The 23,428-nt window shown below is 33.2% G+C and carries 24 protein-coding genes; 22 read left to right on the forward strand and 2 right to left on the reverse strand.

Annotated elements, in window-relative coordinates:
* The first annotated feature begins 2 nt into the window (after positions 1-2).
* From GQ47_RS20075 to GQ47_RS20160, 18 genes are all read left to right on the forward strand, one after another.
* The gene (locus tag GQ47_RS20075) at positions 3-1,370 is read left to right on the forward strand and encodes an alginate export family protein (RefSeq protein WP_035652264.1); all 1,368 of its coding nucleotides are present in this window, start codon (positions 3-5) and stop codon (positions 1,368-1,370) included.
* Positions 1,371-1,539: 169 nt separating this feature from the next.
* A complete protein-coding gene (locus GQ47_RS20080; RefSeq protein WP_035652266.1) occupies positions 1,540-2,490 on the forward strand; it encodes a polysaccharide deacetylase family protein in 951 nt (316 codons plus the stop codon).
* 447 nt (positions 2,491-2,937) lie between these two features.
* Positions 2,938-3,753: an alpha/beta fold hydrolase gene (locus tag GQ47_RS20085; RefSeq protein ID WP_035652269.1), complete on the forward strand. Its 816-nt coding sequence runs from the start codon at positions 2,938-2,940 to the stop codon at positions 3,751-3,753.
* 60 nt (positions 3,754-3,813) lie between these two features.
* Entirely contained in the window at positions 3,814-4,134 is a 321-nt protein-coding gene (locus GQ47_RS20090; protein ID WP_035652271.1) for a hypothetical protein, read from the forward strand.
* Between the two features lie 97 nt (positions 4,135-4,231).
* On the forward strand, positions 4,232-4,864 hold the full coding sequence (locus GQ47_RS20095; protein ID WP_035652272.1) for a hydrolase: 633 nt from the start codon (positions 4,232-4,234) through the stop codon (positions 4,862-4,864).
* Between the two features lie 61 nt (positions 4,865-4,925).
* Positions 4,926-6,812, forward strand: a complete 1,887-nt coding sequence (locus GQ47_RS20100) for an amidohydrolase (protein WP_035652275.1) — start codon at positions 4,926-4,928, stop codon at positions 6,810-6,812.
* A gap of 11 nt (positions 6,813-6,823) precedes the next feature.
* Positions 6,824-7,252, forward strand: a complete 429-nt coding sequence (locus tag GQ47_RS20105) for a DoxX family protein (RefSeq protein ID WP_035652276.1) — start codon at positions 6,824-6,826, stop codon at positions 7,250-7,252.
* Position 7,253: 1 nt separating this feature from the next.
* On the forward strand, positions 7,254-7,727 hold the full coding sequence (locus tag GQ47_RS20110) for a Dps family protein (RefSeq protein WP_035652279.1): 474 nt from the start codon (positions 7,254-7,256) through the stop codon (positions 7,725-7,727).
* 6 nt (positions 7,728-7,733) lie between these two features.
* Positions 7,734-8,402, forward strand: a complete 669-nt coding sequence (locus tag GQ47_RS20115) for a YoaK family protein (protein WP_035652280.1) — start codon at positions 7,734-7,736, stop codon at positions 8,400-8,402.
* 91 nt (positions 8,403-8,493) lie between these two features.
* A complete protein-coding gene (locus GQ47_RS20120; RefSeq protein ID WP_035652284.1) occupies positions 8,494-8,784 on the forward strand; it encodes a GNAT family N-acetyltransferase in 291 nt (96 codons plus the stop codon).
* 64 nt (positions 8,785-8,848) lie between these two features.
* Positions 8,849-9,469: an alpha/beta hydrolase gene (locus GQ47_RS20125; protein WP_035652287.1), complete on the forward strand. Its 621-nt coding sequence runs from the start codon at positions 8,849-8,851 to the stop codon at positions 9,467-9,469.
* Positions 9,469-9,810: a cupin domain-containing protein gene (locus GQ47_RS20130; protein WP_035652290.1), complete on the forward strand. Its 342-nt coding sequence runs from the start codon at positions 9,469-9,471 to the stop codon at positions 9,808-9,810. Before GQ47_RS20125 ends, GQ47_RS20130 begins: the two co-directional genes overlap by 1 nt.
* Before the next feature lie 270 nt (positions 9,811-10,080).
* Positions 10,081-11,019, forward strand: a complete 939-nt coding sequence (locus GQ47_RS20135; RefSeq protein ID WP_035652292.1) for a ring-cleaving dioxygenase — start codon at positions 10,081-10,083, stop codon at positions 11,017-11,019.
* 296 nt (positions 11,020-11,315) lie between these two features.
* Positions 11,316-12,167 (forward strand): AbiJ-NTD4 domain-containing protein, encoded by an 852-nt coding sequence (locus GQ47_RS20140; protein ID WP_035652294.1) that lies wholly within the window; start codon positions 11,316-11,318, stop codon positions 12,165-12,167.
* 89 nt (positions 12,168-12,256) lie between these two features.
* A complete protein-coding gene (locus GQ47_RS20145; RefSeq protein ID WP_035652298.1) occupies positions 12,257-12,715 on the forward strand; it encodes a DUF4440 domain-containing protein in 459 nt (152 codons plus the stop codon).
* Between the two features lie 18 nt (positions 12,716-12,733).
* Complete coding sequence (locus GQ47_RS20150) at positions 12,734-13,075, forward strand: lysozyme inhibitor LprI family protein (protein ID WP_051951680.1); 342 nt, start codon at positions 12,734-12,736, stop codon at positions 13,073-13,075.
* A gap of 107 nt (positions 13,076-13,182) precedes the next feature.
* Positions 13,183-14,286 (forward strand): hypothetical protein, encoded by a 1,104-nt coding sequence (locus GQ47_RS20155; protein WP_035652300.1) that lies wholly within the window; start codon positions 13,183-13,185, stop codon positions 14,284-14,286.
* Between the two features lie 215 nt (positions 14,287-14,501).
* Positions 14,502-15,182, forward strand: a complete 681-nt coding sequence (locus tag GQ47_RS20160; protein ID WP_035652303.1) for a metal-dependent hydrolase — start codon at positions 14,502-14,504, stop codon at positions 15,180-15,182.
* A gap of 202 nt (positions 15,183-15,384) precedes the next feature.
* Here GQ47_RS20160 and GQ47_RS20165 read toward each other — a convergent pair whose 3' ends face one another.
* Positions 15,385-16,221 (reverse strand): alpha/beta fold hydrolase, encoded by an 837-nt coding sequence (locus tag GQ47_RS20165; RefSeq protein WP_051951682.1) that lies wholly within the window; start codon positions 16,219-16,221, stop codon positions 15,385-15,387.
* Positions 16,222-16,510: 289 nt separating this feature from the next.
* On the opposite strand from GQ47_RS20165, the gene GQ47_RS20170 reads away from it, so the two are divergent.
* Positions 16,511-17,293 (forward strand): alpha/beta fold hydrolase, encoded by a 783-nt coding sequence (locus GQ47_RS20170; protein ID WP_035652308.1) that lies wholly within the window; start codon positions 16,511-16,513, stop codon positions 17,291-17,293.
* On the opposite strand, the gene GQ47_RS20175 is transcribed toward GQ47_RS20170, so the two are convergent.
* Complete coding sequence (locus tag GQ47_RS20175) at positions 17,290-19,263, reverse strand: sigma 54-interacting response regulator (protein ID WP_051951684.1); 1,974 nt, start codon at positions 19,261-19,263, stop codon at positions 17,290-17,292. The genes GQ47_RS20170 and GQ47_RS20175 overlap by 4 nt on opposite strands.
* 206 nt (positions 19,264-19,469) lie before the next feature.
* Between GQ47_RS20175 and GQ47_RS20180 the strand changes: the two genes are divergently transcribed.
* The 3 genes from GQ47_RS20180 (at position 19,470) to GQ47_RS20190 (ending at position 23,407) form a co-directional block, all read left to right on the forward strand.
* Positions 19,470-21,905 (forward strand): sensor histidine kinase, encoded by a 2,436-nt coding sequence (locus GQ47_RS20180; protein WP_081909393.1) that lies wholly within the window; start codon positions 19,470-19,472, stop codon positions 21,903-21,905.
* Positions 21,906-22,062: 157 nt separating this feature from the next.
* Positions 22,063-22,806 (forward strand): hypothetical protein, encoded by a 744-nt coding sequence (locus tag GQ47_RS20185; protein WP_035652313.1) that lies wholly within the window; start codon positions 22,063-22,065, stop codon positions 22,804-22,806.
* 70 nt (positions 22,807-22,876) lie between these two features.
* Complete coding sequence (locus GQ47_RS20190) at positions 22,877-23,407, forward strand: hypothetical protein (RefSeq protein WP_035652316.1); 531 nt, start codon at positions 22,877-22,879, stop codon at positions 23,405-23,407.
* Positions 23,408-23,428: the final 21 nt, after the last annotated feature.

Below are 23,428 nucleotides of genomic sequence, written 5' to 3' on the forward strand. Positions count from 1 at the left end.
CCATGAAAAAATATATTCTTTTATTTCTAATTTGTATTCAGCTCCACGCACAATCGTATCCTGAATTTAAGCCTTTGCGTTTTGATGAAAACTATAAGGTTTTGGAAAAAGATACGGTCAAAAAAAATTGGTACAAAACCATGAAATATATGCCACTTTCTTCTTCTGGCGAAACATTTTTAAGTTTTGGAGGCGAAATTAGGTATCAATATTTTTATGCCAAAAATGAAAAATGGGGAGATGATCCTGTCGATGACGATGGCTACATTTTAAACCGATTATTGCTTCACGCCGATTTTCATTCCAGCAAATATTTCCGGGCTTTCATTCAGCTTCAAAGCAGTAATGCCAACGGAAGAATTGATCCGAGTCCGGTTGATAGCAATCCGCTTGAAGTACATCAGGGTTTTATTGATGTCAATGTGTTTTCTGAAAAAAATAAACAATTGATTTTTAGAGTCGGAAGACAGGAATTAAGTTACGGTTCACAACGTTTAGTGGCCGTTCGTGACGGACCAAATAACCGTCAGTCTTTTGATGCTGCAAAAGTCATATTTGGAATCAATAATTTTCGTTCCGATTTATTCTATAGTCATTATGTCGTTGCTGAAGACGGTATTTTTGATGATTCTTCGAACAAAAAAAGACAATTTTGGGGAAGTTATTTTGTCATTAATAAGATTCCGGCAATCAAAAATATTGACCTTTATTATTTGGGTTACGAAAGAGCAAATGCCAATTTTGATGATGCCAGCGGAAAAGAATTACGCCATTCTGTAGGAACCCGTATTTGGGGTAAATATAACGATTGGCGTTATGATGCCGAAGCTCTTTATCAATTTGGAGATGTAGCTTCTAAAAATATCAAAGCCTGGACGGTTTCTTTAAATACCGGATATCAATTTACTTCTGTTGTTTTGAAACCAGAATTCGGATTTAAAGTCGAATTGATCAGTGGTGATAAAACCAATGGCGACAATCAATTAAATACTTTTAATCCGTTGTTTCCAAGAGGCGCTTACTTTGGATTAGCTTCTGTTATTGGGCCATCTAATTTAGTTGACTTTCATCCTTCTATTGGTTTTGAATTGGCAAAAAATATTGATTGGGTTATTGATTATGATATGTTTTGGAGATACAGCAGCGAAGACGGAATTTACGGTCCAAACACTATTATGATTTATCCAGGCGATGCAACCGATGCTAAAGAAATTGGAAAACAATTGGAAAGTGAAATTATTTACACACCAAATCAATATTTGTATTTCCGCGTTGAAGCAACCTGGTTTAAAGCCGGGGATTTCTTAAAAGCAGCCGGAACTGGAAAAAATATGTTTTTTACTGGCGTAACGGCGCAGATTAAATTTTAAGATTGTTTTTTTCGCTGAAAATTGCTCGCAAAGTCGCAAAGACGCAAAGATTTTTCTTTTAAGCTTTCTAATAAGACTTTGCGTCTCCGCTCCCGATAGCTATCGGGATTGCGAGATTAAAAAAGCATAGGATAAATAAAAACTTTGATAAAATTCAAAAGATATAAAAATGACAACAAGAAGAAACTTTATAAAAATGGCTGGTTTAACAGGCGCTGCAGTAATGGCAAATCCTGTTGACACTTTTTCAAATACTATAAAACAAGAAAAAATGGATTCTGAAACACAAAATAAATGGTTGGATGGCTCACGATTAGTTGTCTCCGTTTCCATGCAGTTTGAAGCGGGCGGTCAGCCTCAAAATGCAGAAAGTCCGTTTCCTCAAAACATGCAGAAAGGTTATAATGACTTTCCTGCTGAAACCTGGTATCAATATGGTTATAAAGAAGGAATTCCGAGAATGCTGGACAATTGGGACAAACACGGAATAAAAGTTACTTCGCATATGGTGGGTTCTGCTGTTTTACAAAATCCTGCTCTTGCAAAAGAAATTGTACAACGCGGACATGAAGCGGCTGCTCATGGTATGAATTGGAGTTCGCAATATGCCATGTCTTACGACGAAGAGAAAAAGTTTATAAAAGCGGGTGTTGACGCAATAAAACAAGTTACCGGATTTACTGCTGTTGGTTATAATGCAAATTGGCTTCGTCGTGGGGAAAACACCATTAAAATACTGCAGGAATTAGGTTTCAGTTATCATATTGACGATTTAAGCCGAGATGAACCTTTTATCATTCAAGCCAATAAAAAAGATTTTGTTGTTGTTCCCTATACTATTCGCTGCAATGATATCGTTTTGATTGAAGGGAAAAACTTTTCATCTGATCAATTTTTTAATCAGGTAAAAGCAGAATTTGATCAGCTTTATGCAGAGAGCGAATCCAAACGCAGACAAATGTCAATCAGTTTTCATGACAGAATTGGCGGAACTCCGCAAATGGTAAAAACAACATCTGATTTACTCGATTATATTAAAAAACATAATGGTGTAAGTTTTAAAAGAAAAGATGAAATTGCTAAAATGACGCTTCAGGATAAATCATCCATTCGCGAATAATTCAAACCTAAAAAGCCAGAAATTTTTTTTGGCTTTTTCTCTATAAGTTTAAAATTCTATATAAAACAGTTTCAGCTCATAAATTAGCGAAATATCGCAACTATCACAACTCCTTAAAAACAGTCAAAGCCTTATTATCATTGACTTTATACTTTTAGGCACATTAATTGGCATTGTTTGGCATTCAAATAAATCAATTAAAGTACCGAAAATGAAAATCAACAAAGAATGGCATTCTACTCGAGATCCTTAAATTCTGATAAAAAAAATCACCCCCATTTTTACTTCTTAATCTAGATTAATCGATGCAGGTTTTATTCTATAATATATTTGCATCATACTAATAACAAAACAAAATATAAATTGATTTAAAAGTTAAAATTAAAAACTTAATATTCAATTTTAGTTAAAATTTTAAAACAATATTAATCTTAAAATCAAAAAACCATGAGCACATTTACAGTAAAAGACGGAGCAGAAATTTTTTATAAAGATTGGGGAACTGGACAACCAATTGTTTTTCATCACGGCTGGCCATTATCAAGTGATGATTGGGATGCACAAATGATGTTTTTCCTAAAACAAGGTTACAGAGTTATTGCGCACGATCGTCGCGGACACGGACGCTCAAGCCAAACTTCTGAAGGAAATAACATGGAAACTTACGCATCTGACATTGCTCAATTAGTTGAAGCTTTAGATTTAAAAGATGCTATTCACGTTGGTCACTCAACTGGAGGCGGAGAAGTAATTCGTTACGCTGCGAAATACGGAAAAGGACGTATTGCAAAAGCTGTAATCATTAGCGCTGTACCGCCAATTATGGTTCAAAGCGAATCAAATCCAGAAGGTGTGCCTTTGTCTATTTTTGACGAAATCAGAAACGGAACAGCTTTTACCAGATCACAATATTTTTATGATTTCCCTATTCCTTTTTATGGATGGAATCGCGAAGGACAAACCGTTCAGGAAGGAATTAAGCAAAATTGGTGGCGCCAAGGATTGATGGGATCTGTTTTAGCGCATTACGAAGGAATCAAAGCTTTCTCTGAAACCGATTTTAGAGAAGATCTTAAAAGTTTGGATATTCCGGTACTTGTATTACACGGAGAAGATGACCAGATCGTTCCTTATCATCAAGCACCAAAATCAGCTGCATTGCTAAAAAACGGAAAATTGATTTCTTACCCAGGATTTCCTCACGGAATGCCTACAACTGAGGCAGAAACAATCAACAAGGATATTTTGGCTTTTATAAAATAAATTAATCAAAACTGCCTGTGAAAGGTTTGTTTTTACAGGCAGTTTTAATCTTATCAAATTATGAGTTTTTTCCAACAACCCTCTTTCGATACCGTTACTGAAGCTTTGCAATGGTTGAGTTCTCAAGGTTTTACAGCAGATTTTAATCTTGATTCAGATTGCATTCGTTGCAACACTACCAAACAAAGCTTGTCGCCGGAAGAATTCAAAATTGAATATTTATTTCGCTTTGAAGGCGACAGTAATCCCGCAGATGAAGATATTGTGTACGGCATTATATCTGAAATCCATAATCTGAAAGGTGTTCTAACGAATGCTTTCGGAACTTATGCCGACAGTGTTTCAACTGAAATGATTAGAAAACTTTCCATACATCAATAACTAAAAATGTCTTTTTCAAAAGGCAAATTCTTTAACAACCAATTAAAAGTTTTGTCTTTCATTGGCTTAACTAAATATAAATCTTAAAATAAAAATTATGAAACCATCAGTTAACTTATTGACCCCAGACAATCACGCTTTAGTATTAATCGATTTTGAAGGTCAAATGGCTTTTGCTACAAGCAATCTTCCTGTACACGAATTGCGTACGAATGTTGCCATTGTTGCAGGAGCATCAAAAATTTTTAATGTAAGTACGATTGTAACAACTGTTGCAGAAGAAAGTTTTTCAGGGCCGGTTTTTCCAGAAGTAGAAGAATTTTATCCAATTGCAACTTCAGGATATATCGATCGTACGACAATGAATACTTGGGAAGATGAAAATGCTTATAAAGCCATTGTAGCAAAGAAAAAACAAAAACTAGTTCTTGCTGGATTATGGACGAGTGTTTGTATCGTTGGTCCGGTTTTATCAGCCATAGAAGAAGGTTATCAAGTATATGTAATTACAGATGCCTGTGGTGATGTAAGCAAAGAAGCGCACGAACGTGCTGTAGAAAGAATGATTCAAGCTGGCGCAATTCCGGTAACTGCTATCCAATATTTATTAGAACTTCAAAGAGATTGGGCTCGCCAGGAAACCTATGGTCCTGTGACTTCTTTGATGAAAAAATATGGAGGTTCTTATGGTATAGGAATTCAATATGCACACACAATGCTGAAACACTAATCTAGTAAACGCATTTACAATATCAGAACCTATCCAAAGCTCAACTCTAATCAATTAATTTATGAAAGCAGATTTAATTTTATTCAACGGAAAAATTCATAGTTTCAATCCAGAAACTCCAGATGTTACAGCAGTTGCAATCAAAGACGGAAAATTTATTGCCGTTGGAAATGACAGCGAAATTATGAGTTTTGCTTCTGAAGAAACCAAAATAATCGACCTTCAGAATAAGAGAGCTGTTCCTGGAATCAACGATTCGCATATTCACCTCATCCGTGGCGGATTAAACTATAATTTGGAATTACGTTGGGACGGAGTTCCTTCTCTAGCCGATGCACTTCGAATGTTGAAAGAGCAAGTCGACCGCACTCCAAATCCGCAATGGGTTCGTGTGGTTGGTGGTTGGTCTGAATTTCAGTTTGCTGAACGCAGAATGCCAACTTTAGAAGAAATAAATGCCATTGCACCAGATACTCCAGTTTTTATTCTGCATTTGTATGATCGTGCAATCATGAATAGAGCCGCACTAAGAGCAGTTGGTTACAATAAAAACACTCCTGCTCCGCCGGGCGGACATATAGAACGCGACTCAAACGGAGAGCCAACCGGACTTATAATTGCGACTCCAAATGCAATGATTTTGTATTCAACTTTGGCTAAAGGCCCAACGCTTTCTTATGAACACCAAATCAATTCGACGCGTCATTTCATGAAAGAATTGAACCGTTTCGGAATTACAAGTGTTATTGATGCCGGAGGCGGTTTTCAAAACTTTCCAGACGATTATAAAGTGGTAAATGAATTGAATGAAAAGAAACAATTAACCGTAAGAATTGCCTATAATCTATTCACTCAAAAGCCAAAACACGAATTTGAAGATTTTTCAGATTGGATTGATAATGTGAAATTATACCAAGGAAACGACATGTATCGTCATAACGGAGCCGGTGAAATGTTAGTTTTTTCTGCTGCTGATTTTGAAGATTTCCTTCAGCCAAGACCTGATCTTCCAGAAAATATGGAAGCCGAATTAGAAAAGGTAGTTCGTCTTTTGGTAGAAAATCGCTGGCCGTTCAGACTTCATGCGACTTATAACGAGAGCATTACTAGATTTTTGAATGTTTTTGAAAAGATCAACCAGGATGTCCCTTTCAACGGACTTCCTTGGATATTTGACCACGCCGAAACGATTGACGAAAGAAACATTGAACGTGTAAAAGCTTTAGGCGGCGGAATTGCTGTACAAAGCAGAATGGCGTATCAAGGTGAATATTTCACAGATCGTTACGGAGCAAAAGCAGCCGAAAACACACCACCAATCAAAAAAATGATTGAAATGGAAGTTCCTGTTGGTGCGGGTTCAGATGCTACACGTGTGAGCAGTTATAATCCGTGGGTTTCTATGTATTGGATGACGGTCGGAAAAACCGTTGGAGGCTTACAATTGTATAATGAAACCCGATTGAACAGACAAACTGCTTTGGAATTGTACACTAGAGGAAGCGCCTGGTTTTCGCAGGAACAAACTAAAAAAGGTGATATTAAAGTTGGAATGTTCGCTGATTTAGTGGTTTTAGATCGTGACTATTTTTCTATTGATGACGAAGACATCAAGAAAATAGAAGCTGACCTGACCATTGTAGATGGAAAAATTGTGTATGCAAATGGAGATTTTTCTTCGTTCTCACCTCCTACTATTCCAATTTTACCAGATTGGTCGCCAACAAATATTTACAACGGTTATCCTGTAAGAAGCAGTTTTCAAAGTACGATTGAAAAAAATGCAAAAGCAGATATTAAACCAAAACTGACTTCACAAATTCACAGTTGCAGCGGAAGTTGTGATGTTCATTTACACAATCACGACGCTGCCCGAATGAGCAATGTTCCGGTCAATAATTATAATGCATTTTGGGGCGCCTTAGGTTGTTCTTGTTTTGCTTTCTAAATTTTAAAGAAATGATTGATATTATAAAACAAATCCTTTATTCTGATTTAGGAAATTCGTTCAACAATGCGGCGCTTTTAGTATTTAGAGTTTTGCTTGCAATTGAATTATTCAGAGTACACGGAATGAAGAAATTCAGAATTGAAAACGGACAAAAAGAACACGTTCCGAATCCGTTGCATCTGCCTGAAAAACTGAATGGATTAGTAGCTACTTTTTCAGATACTATAATTCCGTTTTTCATTATTCTCGGACTCGGAACACGACTTGCCGTCCTTCCAACAATTGGTGTTACGGCTGTTGGTTATTTTGTGGTTCACCGAAATGATTCACTAGAAGTACGCGACGTTCCTTATATGTATACTTTATCACTATTACTGCTTCTTGCACTTGGCGCAGGAACTTATTCACTTGATTATTATTTATTAAACCAAATTTAAAATGAAAGCAAACATCGGAATTAAACAAGAAAGCATCTCAAAAGTTGTTGAGGTATTAATTAAAATTCTTGCAGACGAATTTGTTCTTTATACCAAAACAAAAAGAGCACACTGGAACGTTGAAGGTCCAGATTTTTACAATAAACATCTTTTCTTCGAACAACAATATGACGCCATTGATGAAATTGTTGACACAGTTGCCGAAAGAATCAGAGCTTTAGGTCATTATACGCCTGCAACTTTAAAAGATTTTTTAGCATTGACACATCTTACCGAAGAATTAAAAGAAAAAAATGATGCCAATGGTTTTATTAAAGAATTACTTTCTGATCATGAAAGTATCATAATTTATTTAAGAGAAAACATCAACAGTATTGCCAACGAACTGCAAGATGCAGGTACAAGTGATTTTATCACCGGACTTGTCGAAAATCATGAAAAAATGGCGTGGATGCTTCGCGCTCATTTAAACTAAAAAATTATGGAAATACAACAAAAAAACATTTGGTACGTAACGCTGCTTTTAACCATGATTGCAGGATATTGTGATACCGTAACTTTTGTCGCTGCCGATTCCATATTTTCAGCACACGTTACGGGTAACTTTATTGTCTTTGCGTATCAAATCATTAAAGGTTCAGATATTAATGCCTGGATAAAACTGCTGACTTTTCCGGTCTTTATTATTGCCGTAATCACTGGTGGAAGAATTGCATTAAAAGCAACAAATCGGTATACTATTTTGTTTTGGGAAGGCGTAATATTAATTTTAAGCGGCATTGCATTCTCTATTTTTAGTTATTTGAATACTATTTCAGAATGGGTGATTTATTCCGTTGCGATGGCGACCGTATTTGCAATGGGACTTCAGAATGCTTTTGGAAAACTTTACGCTAAAGAAACGCACGGACCAACAACCATGATGACCGGAAATGTGACACAAGCTTCTCTTGATTTAGGAAATCTATTAAAAAACGGATTTAAAGATATAGATGCCATTTCAAGCTTTAAGAAACAATTAGTTACTATAATTGGATTTTTGATAGGATGTTTTATGGGAGCAGTTGCAGGTAAATTTTTCGGATTAGGGACTTTAATTCTGCCTGGAGCAGCAATGATTATCTGTTATTGGTATCATCGCGAAAACTAGATAAACACCGATTTTGAATTGCAGATTCCTGATAAAATAGTATCTTTAAAAAACCAAATTCCTTATAAAACTAAGGAAATAATCAAAATATATGGAAGTAATAAAATTAGAATTAGACGAAAAAAAACATGGTGCTTTTAACCTTTATGTTGATGATAAAAAACTGGGCGAAATGACGGTAAGCATCAAACCTGATCTTTTAACGGTTTATCACACAGGAGTTGAGCCAGAAGCAGAAGGAAAAGGTTATGCAAAAAAACTTTTAGAAGAAATGGTAGCATACGTTCGTGCCAATAATATGAAAGTTTTACCGCTTTGTCCTTATGTACACGCACAATTCAAAAGACATCCGGATGAATATGAAGATATCTGGAAAAAGTAAAGTTTTAAAGACTAAAGATGAAAGAAGAAAGACTTGAGACGACAAATTAAAGATTAAAAAAACTATGAATACAAAAATATTAACAGACGGCGTGCCTTTAAACGAAGCAAAAAAAGCTTTAATTATGATTCATGGCCGTGGCGCTGGAGCTCACGATATTCTATCTATTGCAAAACATCTTAAAGTTGAAGGTTTTGCATTGGTCGCGCCCGAGGCAGAAAATAGAACTTGGTATCCCTATTCGTTTTTGGTACCTCTTGATCAAAATGAACCTTCGTTTTCAAAATCATTAGAAGCCATTCATCAGGTTGTCGTTGCAATTCAGCAAAACGGAATTGAAAAAGAAAACATTTATTTTTTAGGCTTTTCACAAGGCGCTTGTCTTGCTTTGGAATTCACTACAAGAAATGCAGCTAAATATGGCGGAATCGTTGCTTTTACAGGCGGATTGATTGGCGATCAGATTTATGAGAATCATTATTCAGGAAACTTCGAAAATACTCCGGTTTTTATTGGAACAAGCAATCCTGATTTTCATGTTCCTGTAGAAAGAGTTAATGATACTGAAGCACTGATGACAAAAATGGGCGCTGATGTTACTAAAAAAATCTACCCAAATATGGGACACACCATAAGCCAGGATGAGGTAGATTGCGCAAATGCATTGATTTTCAATAAAAAATAATGATTACAATTACCCGTGTTTACAGTGATGCCAATGGAGAAAGTCATTTTGAAGACTTTGAAGTTCCGTTGAAAAATAATGGCGATATTGGGTTTTTATCTGATGATGAACCCGTAAAATCGATTGTTTTTAGAGAAGTCAGCCCTTCCTACGATTATGATTTTCATAATGCTCCCGACCGTCAGTATATTGTTTTGCTGGAAGGCGGCGTCGAAATCGAAACTTCATTAGGCGAAAAAAGAACATTTAATACAGGTTCCATTCTTCTGGTCGAAGACACTACAGGAAAAGGACACAAAACAAAAATATTGAGCCAAAACTCCGAAAATCAATATTTATAAAGTTATAAGCCGTTTTCCCTACTTCGGATTTTCTAAATATACATTTCACATTCCGTAAAATCACGATATATCGTGTAATCTCAAAACGAACTTTCTTTAAAAACCCTTGAATAATAAGACATTTATTCAAGTGGAATGTTATTTGGTTATCGTTTGAAAGTCTCAAAAACGCGTCTATTTTATTTCTTAATCTAGGTTAATCGATCCAGAAGTATAACGGACGTAAATTTGTATAAGAAAATCAAACAACAATTTAATATAAAAAATACCATGGAAAATAAAATTTTAGGCTTACACCATATTACTGCAATTGCAGGTGACGCTAAACGTAATTTCAACTTTTATTCAAAAATTTTAGGATTGAGATTCATCAAAAAAACGGTGAATTTTGACGATCCCGGAACATACCATTTTTACTTTGGTGATGAAGTGGGAAGCGCAGGAACTATCTTGACTTTTTTCCCTTGGGGAGAAGGAATTCAGCAAGGAAGAAAAGGTTCTGGAATGGCAACAGAAATTGGTTATTCTGTTCCAAAAGGAAGTCTGGATTTCTGGCAAAAACGTTTTGATCAATACAATGTAATCTACAATAAACCTTCAGAAAAATTTGGAGAAAAATATTTGACATTTTTAGATCCAGACGGATTAAAACTAGAGTTAATCGAATCAAAAACAGAGGACAACAGAAAAGCTTGGGAAACTGATGAAGTAAAAGCAGATGTAGCAACAAAAGGTTTTCATAACATCACTTTGACTTTAAACGACATTAAACCAACAGCAGCAGTTTTAACTGAAATATTCGGTTACAAATTGATTGATCAGGATGTAAACCGCTACCGTTATACTACAGACGCTGTAGAAAATGCTGCTATTGTAGATTTGGTTGAATTAGCCGATGAAAAAAGAGGTCTTGGTGCAAATGGAACAGTTCACCACGTTGCTTTCCGCGTTCAGAATGATGAGATTTTGATGAAATTCAGAGAAAAAATCGAAGCTTACGGATTGCAGATTACACCACAAATTGATAGACAATATTTCCACTCGCTATATTTCAGAGAACCAGGCGGAGTTTTGTTCGAAATCGCAACTGATAATCCTGGATTTACTGTAGACGAAAGCTTAGAAGAATTAGGTCAAAACCTAAAACTTCCAGCACAATACGAATCTCAAAGAGAAGCAATTGAAGCACATTTAGTTAAAATAAATTAATTAAATGCTAAACCGGGTTTATCTCAAATACACAACTATTTTTTTGAAAAGCCGTCCTGAATTAGGACGGCTTTTTTTATTTAATGAATTAAAAGCGCTTATGATTATTTATAAGGAAATATTTTATATTTGAGTAATTAAAAACTGATTTTTCTAAGACCTATCTCTTCAATTAAATATGATAAGTCTCATAAAATCAAAATTATTCCTCGTTGTCACAAATTTCAAACTGAATCAGATCGGCGGGATATTTTTTAAAAAAAATATTAACTTTTTTAAACTTAATCAAACTAATTATGAGATTTTCCGAACGAATTGGCAAAAAGCCAATAAAAGATATTCTTCAAGTTGAGTTTATTGATATTGATTTAAAAAACAGATTATGGAATTGCATTATAGAATTGTTTTTTGATAAAATCTCCAACGAAACTCAAAGCTATGGTGAAGTATCACTAAAAATGCAGATATGCGAATATATTTGGAAAGAATTTTTTAAACAAGCAATTGATAAATTTCCATCTAGAGCTATGGGAGGTCGTTCAATTGGAGGTCTATTAGATTATTTACGAAAATGGTTTTATACAACTGAATGGTTTGAAGTTTATGATTTGATCGAATTTCTTTGTTATATTGATACAAAAGCAAATCTTAATTTAAATTTTGAAAAAAATTGCAATCGAGATTTAAAAAAAGAAATTTCCGGATATCGAATTATCAATAGTAAAGTTGTTCAAATTACTAAAGATGAAGAAATAGAATCTATTGAAAATGCTTTAAACAATACTGATCGATGGAAATCTGTTAATATACATTTAAACTCAGCAATTACAAGCTTAGCCGAAAAAACTAATCCAAATTACAGAAATTCTATAAAGGAATCTATTTCGGCAGTTGAAGCATTATGCAAAATAATTACTGGAGATGAAAAGGCTACTTTGGGCAAAGCCTTAACAGAAATTGAAAGCAAACACAAAATACATAGAGCTCTAAAATCGGCTTTTAGTGCCATTTATGGTTACACAAGTGATAGTGGTGGAATTAGACATTCATTACTTGAAAGTGATAATTCAATAGATTTAGATGAAGCAAAATTTATGCTAATATCTTGTTCTGCATTTATAAATTATTTAATTGCCAAAAGTGAATAAAAGCCCTTCGCTCTTTTAAGTGTTGCCTACGAGGCACTACGTAAATGTCTCTCACTTGCGTAATCATTATTAATCAAAAAAACCAAAAAATGAAAAAACTCAATACCCTAATTTTTATGATATGTTTTACAACATTATCATTTGGACAAAACTCAACCAAAACCGACAAATCAAAAATAGAACAATTAATTGTTGAATCTTTTGATGAAATTTGGTCTAAATTAGATTCTAAAAACATTGATAAATACTACACAAAAGATTTTCTTCTTTTGGAAAATGGAGAAATATGGACTAATGCTACTATTGCAAATTATTTAGACAAGGCTCTACTTGATAAACCGATTCCGAAACGAGTGAATTCAATTGAAATTATTGAAGTAAAAATTTTAAACGGAATGGCTTGGGTTGCCTACAAAAACCACGCAGTATTTTCGTTTGAAGATAAAACAAGTAAAAAAGTATATTGGCTGGAAAGTGCAACCGCAATTCTAACAAAAAACGGATGGAAATTGGAAATGCTACATTCAACCAGAGCGAAAGATGAATAAAAACAATTCAACGATAAAATGAAAAAAACAATATCTATAGTATTTCTACTTTTTTCAACTTTCGTCTTTTCACAATCTGTAACTGGAGAAGATGAATTATATGCAGATTATAAAAAAGCTGACAAAGAATTAAATTTAGTTTACAATAAAATCATAAAAAAGCTGAATGAAACGGACAAAAAAAATCTAATTGAATCTCAAAGAGCCTGGATAAAATTTAGAGATTTGAATTGCAAATTCATAAGTCAAGATCCTGGAGACGGCGGTGGACCTTACGAAAATAAAATGAAATTAGACTGCCTAATCCAATCTACAATAGGAAGAACAAAAGAATTAAAAAATTGGTCTGATGACCTCTAAAAAGCCAGATAATAAAAAACTAACAATACAACCAACCTTTTGAAGATTTTTAGCATCATTAGAAATATAGAGCATGATCAACAAATCGCAAAAAAAAAAATCTTTAAATGAAAAAAATTATTTACATCGCATTTTTATTTTTCAGCATTTTATCTTTTGGGCAAATTGGGGACCCTACCCCAAACTTCGATATTGAATGGCCGCCTGCGCCTCCTGGTGATAAATGGGATTTTTCGATTAAACCGTATAAAAAAATAACAACATTTGAAGGCAACAAAATGGTCGATGAATTTGATTCAATAGGCAAACCTATTTCAAGAAGTGTTTTTTGGAATCACGTAACTGAAAGTACACTTACAAAATATAAAGGTGATCAGATTGTTGAATTCACGAGAAAACAAATCTATAATCTCGATGAAACAGGAAAAAAAATAAATGACGATGTAATAATTACCACTACACTAAATCTAGATGATAAGGGAAAAATTATTGATGGAAAAACAGTTAGCTTATCAAAAGATGGCAGTTTTAAAACAATTGGATATCGATATTATGACAATAAAAACAGATTAGTTACAACTAAAGATTATACAGGAAATTATGTTGATAATTTTTATTACTCGGGTAAAAATTTAATTCGAAAAGAAGAACTACACCAAATTAGTCCAAACACAAAAGTCACTATTGAAAGAATTTACAAATACAATAAAGACAACCAACTTGTTTATTCTGAATCAAGCAGAAGCATTTTTAAAGACAACATATTAACAGAGAAAAAATCTTTTGGTATAGTTGAACAAGAATATAAAAATAAACTATTGGTAAAAAAAGTTTTAAAAGGTAATTCAGAAACCGTTGAGAGAAATTATACTTACGATAATAATAAAAACGTAATTACTTTTATTGAAATAAAAAAGAACAATGAGGGCATGGTAACATCTCAAACAAAACGAACAAAAAAGTATGAAAACAATATTTTAGTATATTCGGATTTACAAGAAGGTTTAAGTGCTCAAAAAGATGGTTTTAGTTTTACCTACTATTTTCATTCCGATAATGATTCTTTAGCAAAAACAGAAACTTCTGATGATAGAGGAAATTTAAAAACGGAATATTTCTATAATGAATACAATCATTTAATTAAAACCTTAACCTCTTTTTCTAATAAATCTTCACAAAGTAAAATTTTATATGAAATTGAATATTTTTAAAAAAGAAAATCAATAAAGTCCAAAACATAACTATATTTTAAAGAAGCTGTTCAATTTCTGGACAGCTTCTTTGTTTAATTCCGTTATCATTAGAATCTAAATCATTATAAATAAACCTTTTAAACTGTAACTTTATAAGTTTAGCGAGATCCATTTTTCTGATGGCATATTTATTGAAAAATAATAATCATTATTAACTAATTAAATCTTTAATCATGAAAGTTACTTATTACGGACATTCTTGTTTTTCTGTTTTTACGAATGGAAAACATATTCTTTTTGATCCCTTTATTACCCCGAATGAATTAGCCAAAGAGGTTGATGTTGATAGCATAAAAGCAGATTATATTTTTATTTCTCACGCACATTACGATCATATTTTGGATGTAGAACGAATTGCAAAAAATACCGGTGCAAAAGTGCTCGGGAATTTTGAAATCTATAATTGGTTATTAAAACAGGGAATCGAAAACGCACATCCAATCAATCCAGGCGGAAAGTTTGATTTTGATTTCGGAACTGTTAAGTGTGTGATAGCACAGCATCCAAGCAGTTTTATGGATGGCTCTTACGGAGGAATTGCCTGCGGTTTTGTACTAACCACGCCCGAAGGAAATTTTTATTACAGTGGAGATACAGCGCTGACTTTAGATATGCAGATTATTCCAAAATTCACAAAACTTGACTTTGCCGTTTTCCCTATTGGCGACGGACTTACAATGGGAATTGAAGAAGCAATTGAAGCTTCAAAACTTGTTGGTGTGACAAAAATTCTGGGCGTTCATTACGACACTTTCGGTTTTATTGTAATGGATCATCAAAAAGCTTTGGATGCTTTTAAAAATGCAAATCTTGAACTTTATTTACCAAAAATTAATACTACAATCGACTTATAATTTTGGTCGTTTTCATAGTTATATTTCGCTAAATAAAATCTTTTAGCGAAATATCATTATGACTAAAATTCAAAAAGCAAATCCATAAAAAGTTTCGTAAAAAAATTTCATAAAAAAAGGAATAGCAGCTGAAACTATTCCTTTTTAGCACATAATATCATTTTTAGAAAATTACTATGCGAGATTAAATTCTAAAATTCTATTAAGTGTATTTTACAAAATTTATAATTTGTTTTGAAGTAAGTTCCGGATATTGATGCTGTGGTGCATGTCCTGTTCCGGAATGAACAACCAGTTGAGCATTTGTCATTTGATTAAAAAATGAATACCAATTTTCTACTGCAAAACTGATATCATGATCGCCACAAATAATCAAAATTGGCGTTTTCGTTTTTTTGATTTGTTCTCTAAAATTTAAAACGTCTTCTCTAAAACCATCGCCTCCGCCAAAATACAATTGAAAAACATCCATTGTAGAAGGAATCTTTGCAACATCAATTTTTTTATGAATTCTGTCGTGTGAAGCCTTTGCGGCCAATTTGCTCGATTCAGATTTAGGTTCGAAGAATAAAACAATTTCATCTTCAAAATCATTTATTGGTTTCAAAGCCGCATCATAAAAAGCCTGTTCAATAGGAACTTCATTTTTCCCTGGAGGATTTGTCCCAACTAAAACCGCATGCGTTACCAAATTAGGATATAATAAAGTTGCCGCTTGTGCCACCAATCCGCCATAAGACCAACCTAGAACCACAATTGAATCTATTTTCAAAACATCTGCAAGGTCTTTAATATCTTTAGCTACAACCGTTATGTCTGGAGTCAAACTACCTGTCGAAGAACCAATTCCTGAATAATCAAACACAATAACATTGAATTTTTTCGACATTGAAGCAATAAATAACGGATCCCAGGTGTCAAGAGTTCCTCTAAAACGGTTTACAAAAAATACTGCTTTTCCTTTCCCGTAAGAGCGATAAGCAATTTTACGATCGCCTAAATCGGCAAAACGTGTCTCTGCATCATAAATTTTTTTCATAACTATAATTTAAACATTGGTATTTAAATAATTCTTTCCATTTGGGACAGGCAAAGATTAAACCAAAATACAAAACACTGAATAACAATGCTTTTACAATCAACTAATCCATTCACAATTATGATATTTCAATAATTAAAACTTGTTTTTAACGACATTTAATAATTACAAAGTTTTCATCAGCAAGGATTCTTTAATAATCAATGCTTTACAAAAAAGGCATTCCTTTTGTTTTAATTATTTAAACCACTTCCGCTTTTCTGAAAAATAATCTTAAAGATCAAATAGTATGTATTTATCTAATAGCAAAACGATTATGTTTATTACAGGGGCATTTATAAGTCATTCCTGCTGGGAAGAATGGATTATTTTTTTTGAAAACAAAAGATATAAAACGATAGCGCCACCCTGGCCTTATAAAAATGAAACTTCAGAAACGTTACGCCAACATCCAAATCCAAAAATCGCTGCTATTCGGCTAAACGATGTATTGAATTATTATATCGAAATCATCGAAAAACTTCCCGAAAAACCAATTCTGATTGGACATTCGTACGGAGGTCTTTTGACACAATTATTGCTTCAGAAAGATTTGGGTTATGCTGGAATTTGTATCCATTCTATTCCGCCGGAAAATGTAACTTTTTTCAATTTTTCACTTTACAGAAAGGTTTGGAGCATTTTTGGTTTCTTTAATTTTAAAGAAAAGACCAATTTAATATCTTTTAAAAAATGGCAACATTACTTTACAAATCAAATGTGTTTTGAAGAACAAAAAGAGACTTACGAGAAATTAGTAATTCCAGAATCACAATTAGTTTTTCGCGATATTTTTTGTGCTTCCTCCAAAATCGATTTTAAGAAAAAACACGCTCCACTTTTATTTTTAGCTGGTTCAAAAGATAATTTCATTCCGGCTTCCATTCAACGTTCTAATTTTAAAAAATATAAAAACATCCACTCTATTACTTGCTATAAAGAATTTCGGGATACCAATCATCTCGTTTTAAAACAAAAAAATTGGGAAACCATTGCCGAATTTATCGCAGAATGTCTGGAAAAAATCGGTTAACTAATTTCTCTCTTTATTTCCAGTTTTTTTATTTTAGAATTTAAAGTCGAAGGATGAATATCTAAAATCTCAGCTGCACCGCCCGCTCCAGAAATTTTCCCGTTGCATTTTTTCAGAATGTATAAAATATAATCTCTCTCGTTTTCTAAAATGGTTTTTATCGAAAAGGATTCAGAAACTTGTTCAGGATGCATTTTAGAAGACATTGAAAGCTCGATCTCTTTAATTGTATTTCCGTCAGTTAACAAAATAGCACGCTGCATAACATGTTCTAGTTCCCTGATATTTCCGGGCCAATTGTAATTCATAATTTGCTGCAAAGCAAAATCAGAAAGAATTGGTGCTTTTCTGCCCATTTTTTCACTGTAGACTTTTATAAAATGATTTGCCAAATCCGGAATATCTTCTTTTCGTTTTTTTAAGGACGGAACCATAATCGGGAAAACATGCAAACGATAATACAAGTCCATTCTGAACCTTCCCGCAGCAACTTCTTCTTCAAGATTTTTATTGGTCGCAGCAATAATTCTGACATCTATTTTTAGCGATGACATTCCACCAACGCGTTCAATTTCTCGTTCTTGCAAAACACGCAGTAATTTCACCTGAAGTTCCAAAGACATCTCTCCTATTTCATCTAAGAAAATAGTTCCGCCATCAGCCAATTCAAATTTGCCAATTCTTCTGTCTGTTGCACCAGTAAAAGCTCCTTTTTCATGACCAAAAAGCAACGATTCAGCCAGATTTTCGGGAATCGCGCCGCAATTAATTATTACTAAAGGTTTTTCTTTTCTTGGCGATAAAGCATGAATACTTTGTGCAATTTTCTCTTTTCCTGTACCGCTTTCGCCTAAAACCAAAACCGAAGTATCGGAAGGCGCCACTTTTCGGATATAATTGAAAACTGAAATCATTTGCGAACTGTTGCCTATAATACCCTCAAAACCTTCTGAAATATTTACAGGTTTCGCACTTTTAATTTCCACTTTATTTAAAGGCAAGCTGACATCCTGTTTTGAATAAATTCTATTGATAAATTGAGAAAAAGTATGTTCTAGCGAATGGAGCAACTTCAAATTTTCCTGAGAATAAATATTCAGATTTCGACTGTAAAAAGTGAAATGAAAGCTCTGAATACTTGCTATAGAAATGGGAAAAACCAAATAGGATTTTATTCGAAAATTATGGGCAATCAACGCTTTTATTGGCGCTTCCTGAAAATTCTTTATCAGTGATTCTTCGCTATAAATAATCGGATCTTTGTCAATTTTTGACTTTCTATACGTTTCATCAAGCTCTTTTTCAGAAACTACAGCAATTTGTGAAAGCTTTTTTGCATCAATAATTTGATATAAATCAATATTTTTGCGAATAATTCCCAGTTTGTCATAATGCGTTGTGGTCGCAAAACCAGCTTCTAAATAATCAAAAGGAATATAGGTTTGAATTATTCTAGCAAAAGCCAGCAGTTTATCTTCGCTTTTTTCATTTGAATTTATGATTTCGGTAATTTCTTTTTGCAATTGAAATTGTTGCATCAATTGTGATTCCAGACTGTATTGCTGGCGATAAAATGCAATTTCCAAAGTCGTTAAAACATCCTGATCGCGAAATGGTTTTACAATAAATCCGTATGGTTGAGTAGTCTTGGCCTGATCCAAAATACTTTTACTGGAATTAGCCGAAATAAATATAAAACCGATGTATTTTTCTTTAAGATAGTAAGCCAGTTCTATTCCGTTTCTAGTGCCTTTCAGCATAATATCCAGGAAAACTAAGTCTGGTTTATCAATCTGAATTTGTTCTAAAGCCTGCTCAACCGAACGTGCAATTCCCGTTACTTCATAGTTTGCCTTTTCGAGAATTAACTGTAAATCATGCGCTTCAATAAATTGATCTTCTACAATTAAAATTCTTTTTTTTAGTCCTGAAGTAACAGTTTCATATCCGTTATCGGCAGTCTTTTTCATAAGTGAGTAATTTTTATCTTAATATTGCACTTAATTAATTGACACAAAAATAGTTAATTATCGCAATTAAAATGTTCTGTTTTCAAATTTAGGTAAATAAAAATCATATTTAATATTAATTTTCATATAATTTCTCAACAATCGGAAGTTGTTTGTGTCTATATTTGTTAATCCAAAACTTACTAAAATTTAATTCTAATAAATCTATGAAACTTTTGTACTCATTTTGTCTGTTGTTTCTTATTGCAATTAATTCGGAAGCACAAAATCATCCCGCAACTGCAAATTATGATTTGAAAAAGAAACGCTTGTTAATTCAATCCTGTTCGCTTTATTTATATAATTCTAATCAAGGATCAATTGATGCCGACAGCTCCGTAGTTTTGACGTGCAAGGCTTATAAGCTTCCGGTAGCTTTGGCTTATGACGAAGGCTTTAATGATGGTACTTACTTAATTGGAAGCGATTTAATCGCAAAAGGAAATGCTCATGCTGCGAAACAACTTTTTATAAAATCAAAAGGAGTAGATAAAATCAAATTGGCTTTACAACTCGGAATTTTTTACCTGTTTAAACCATTTGCAATTCCAGACGATATTAATAATGCTAATCTCTACATATCTGAGGCAGTAAAAATCAGTAATGAGTTAAAAATAAAAAAGTGGCAGCATCAGAGTTTGATGCTTTTGGGGAAATTTTACTTCCAAATCAACAATTATCCTGAAAGCAAAAAATGCTTTTCGCAGGTTGTAGAAGATTGCCGCAAACAAAAAGACAAAGCAATATTAGCAGATGCATTACTAAACCAGGCAACCTATCAATACGACTTGGATCCAGAAAAAGAGAAAATCCTAAAAGAAACAGAATTGCTATATATAGACTTGGGTTTTGTAGAAAAAAAAATCGAAGCAAAAATGAAGCTGTGCACCATTTATTTCTGGCATGGAAAAATTAATGATGCCAAAAAAATAATCTACCAAAACATTGCTGACATGCGAAAAATTGGTTTTAGACAACAGCAATATGGAGAAACTACAATTTCATATATAGAAGGTACTCAATATAATATGAAAGGCGCGTTTTATTATGCTTTAAAAAGTGTAGAAACTATGGAGAATACAAAAGACTACACCTTTGCTGATATTTTCTATATGCGATTAGGATTAGTCTATTTAAATATGGGACATTATGATGAAGCCTCAAAAATGGCTGAAAAAAGCATAAAATATGGCCAAAACGTTTTTAACAGCGGTAGTTGGTACAAAAGTTTTGTAACTGCCGCAGCATCTTTATCTATGAAAGGGAAAAATAAAGAAGCGATCGAATACATGAATACGGTGACAAGTAAATATACTCCTCCAAATAACTTTGACAAAATGCTGGTTAATTATGCATACGGCAATTGTTATGCAAGAATTAAAAACTATGGTACGGCAGAAAATTATTTCAAAAAAACTGCAGAAGCAGCAGACGCTCTGGATTCACCTCAAACGTATCGTGATGTTTGCAATAGCTACTCATCTATCGCTTTGTTTTATGCTAACCGAGCTGATTATAAAAAAACACAATTATATGTAGATAAAATAGATGCATTATCAAAAAAATACAATAAAACCTTTGGTACTGAAGCTCTTTATATGTCATTATATAAATTGGATTCGGTTAATGGCAATTTTAAATCTGCTTTAATAAATCATAAGATATATAAAAAATTTAGTGACTCGCTTTTGGACTATGCTAAAAACAGACAAATTGAAGAGCTAAGAATAAAATACGAAACCGTAAATAAGGAACAAAAAATCAAACTCTTAAATCAGGAAACTGATTTGCAGGAAAATGCATTAAAAAAATCAAAATTATTAAATACGCTTTCTATCTGGAGCTTAGTTTTGCTGCTAATTACGATTGCCTTATTGTATAACAGATATCGCTTAAAACAAAAAAACAATGCTGAATTAGAACAGAAAGAAAAAGAAATCAACCAGAAGAACATTAATCTAAGACATTTACTAGATGAGAAAGAATGGCTTTTAAAAGAAATTCATCATCGTGTAAAAAACAACCTGCAAACTGTTATTAGTCTTTTAAATTCACAATCAGCTTATTTAGAAAATGATATGGCATTATCTGCAATAAAAAATAGTCAGCACCGAATTCATTCCATGTCTTTGATTCATCAGAAATTATATAATTCTGAGAATATTTCGACTATCAATATGCCTAATTATATTAAGGAATTGGTTGAATATTTGAGGGAATCTTTTTCACTTGGTCAAAAAATTCGTTTTGAATTAAAAATTGATCCACTCGAACTTGATGTTGCACAAGCTGTTCCAATTGGGCTTATTTTGAATGAATCGATTACAAATGCGATCAAATACGCTTTTCCAGAAGATCGAACCGGAATGATTTACATAACTATGGAAGCTACTTCTGAAAACAAATATTTATTGACGATCGCCGATAACGGCGTTGGATTTGATGTTAATATCAGCGCCAAGAAAATCAATTCTTTCGGATTGAGTCTAATAAAAGGTTTAAGCGACGATTTAGAAGCAACGTTTTCTATGGAAAATAAAAACGGTACCATCTTCAAAATTGAGTTTTCAAAAGAATTTCCAATCAATGAAAAAAGAAGATAATTGAATTGACGAAATCTCACTAATTTAAATCACTTTAGCGAAATATAGCGCTTTTGAATGCTTAGAAAAAGCGCTAAATACCATGAATTAGGTAGTTTATTGGCATGGCATATTAATTGGTTTCTTAAAGAAAATTAACGCTAAAAACCAATTTATTATGAAAAAGTCAATACTGCTGTTAATCATTCTATATCTAAATTATGGTACAGCAAAAGCCTGCGACAAATGTGTTGCTTACAATAACAGTGATTTCAAAATAAAATCGGCTACAATTACACATAAAGCAGATTTAGGACTAACTGTTTGGGATATTAAAGTTGAAGGAACTGCTGGTAAAACAATGCCTAAGCCCGTTGGACAATTAAATGGAGCTCCCGTGTTAGCCTATGTTTTTCCAACTACATTAAAATCTTCTGATATTGGTTTTGGCCAAACCGAAGGAATTGTGGCGCTTGCCCTAACCTCACATCCTGATTTTGAAGACACTCCTCTTTGGGATGAAAATCTGGACGGAAACTATCTCAACGATGGACTAGTTTGGCACGCACATTGGGTTTTATTGGTTGAAGACAAACGCGTTGGAGGCGGACTTTCTGTAAAAGAATTTACAAAAGGAGATCCAAAAGTGGTTTTGCCACCAACAAATCCCGGAATGGCAATGTACATGGATAGTCCTGGTTTCAATATAGTTTCTAAAGGAAATTCAATAAAAGTAATTGTACCCAATTTTAGAATCAATAATAATACAAATTTCAAATTTGATGCAGTAAGCTGTTATATGGAAGTCAGCACAGGAGCTGGCGGTTCACATGATACTGCGGGCGCAAAACCAATGCTTGGTGTTTACAAAGTGTATACTATTGCCAGTGGCAATCTTTCCTTGCCTTATTCTGTAAAGTAAAAATTAATATTTGCATCTTTTTGCGAATATATCTGGATTTCTTCATCGATTAATTTATAGACTATTTAAAATGAAATTATTAGCTGAAAGTACTTGCAAAACAATTATAAATGCTTCATTTGAAAGCATTGACCTTACCGAATGGCTTTTTACTTTAAAAGATTCTGAGTATCAAATTTGCTCAAAAGATCATATAGCAGCTGGCAATTCGATAAATGAAAATGGAAAAAGAATGTCTATAAATGTGGAGCAAATTGCAGGAAATCTGCTAATCCAACATTATGTTGAAGATGTTAGTCAAAAAGATCATTGTCGTGTACAATCTATTTCAGATTCAATTGCGGCAGCTGGTAAAACTAAACTTCATATTGTTTGGGAATTAAAGATTGAAAAAAAAGATTCATCAAGTTGCGAACTTTCTAATCATGTTATTGTAAATGCAACCGATGATTTCTTAAATTTACTTAATCATTTAAATATCAAAAACTTAGACTCAATTTCAAATGAAAAGCTTCCGAATTTAATTCAACATAATGAAGAGGAAACACCACTTTTTGCAAAAGATATTGAAAGAAAAGCACTGAAAGGAATTTGGAGTTAAAACATTGTTTTTTCTAAACTA

The sequence above is a fragment of the Flavobacterium sp. ASV13 genome (genome assembly GCF_000745775.1).
Lineage (GTDB): Bacteria > Bacteroidota > Bacteroidia > Flavobacteriales > Flavobacteriaceae > Flavobacterium.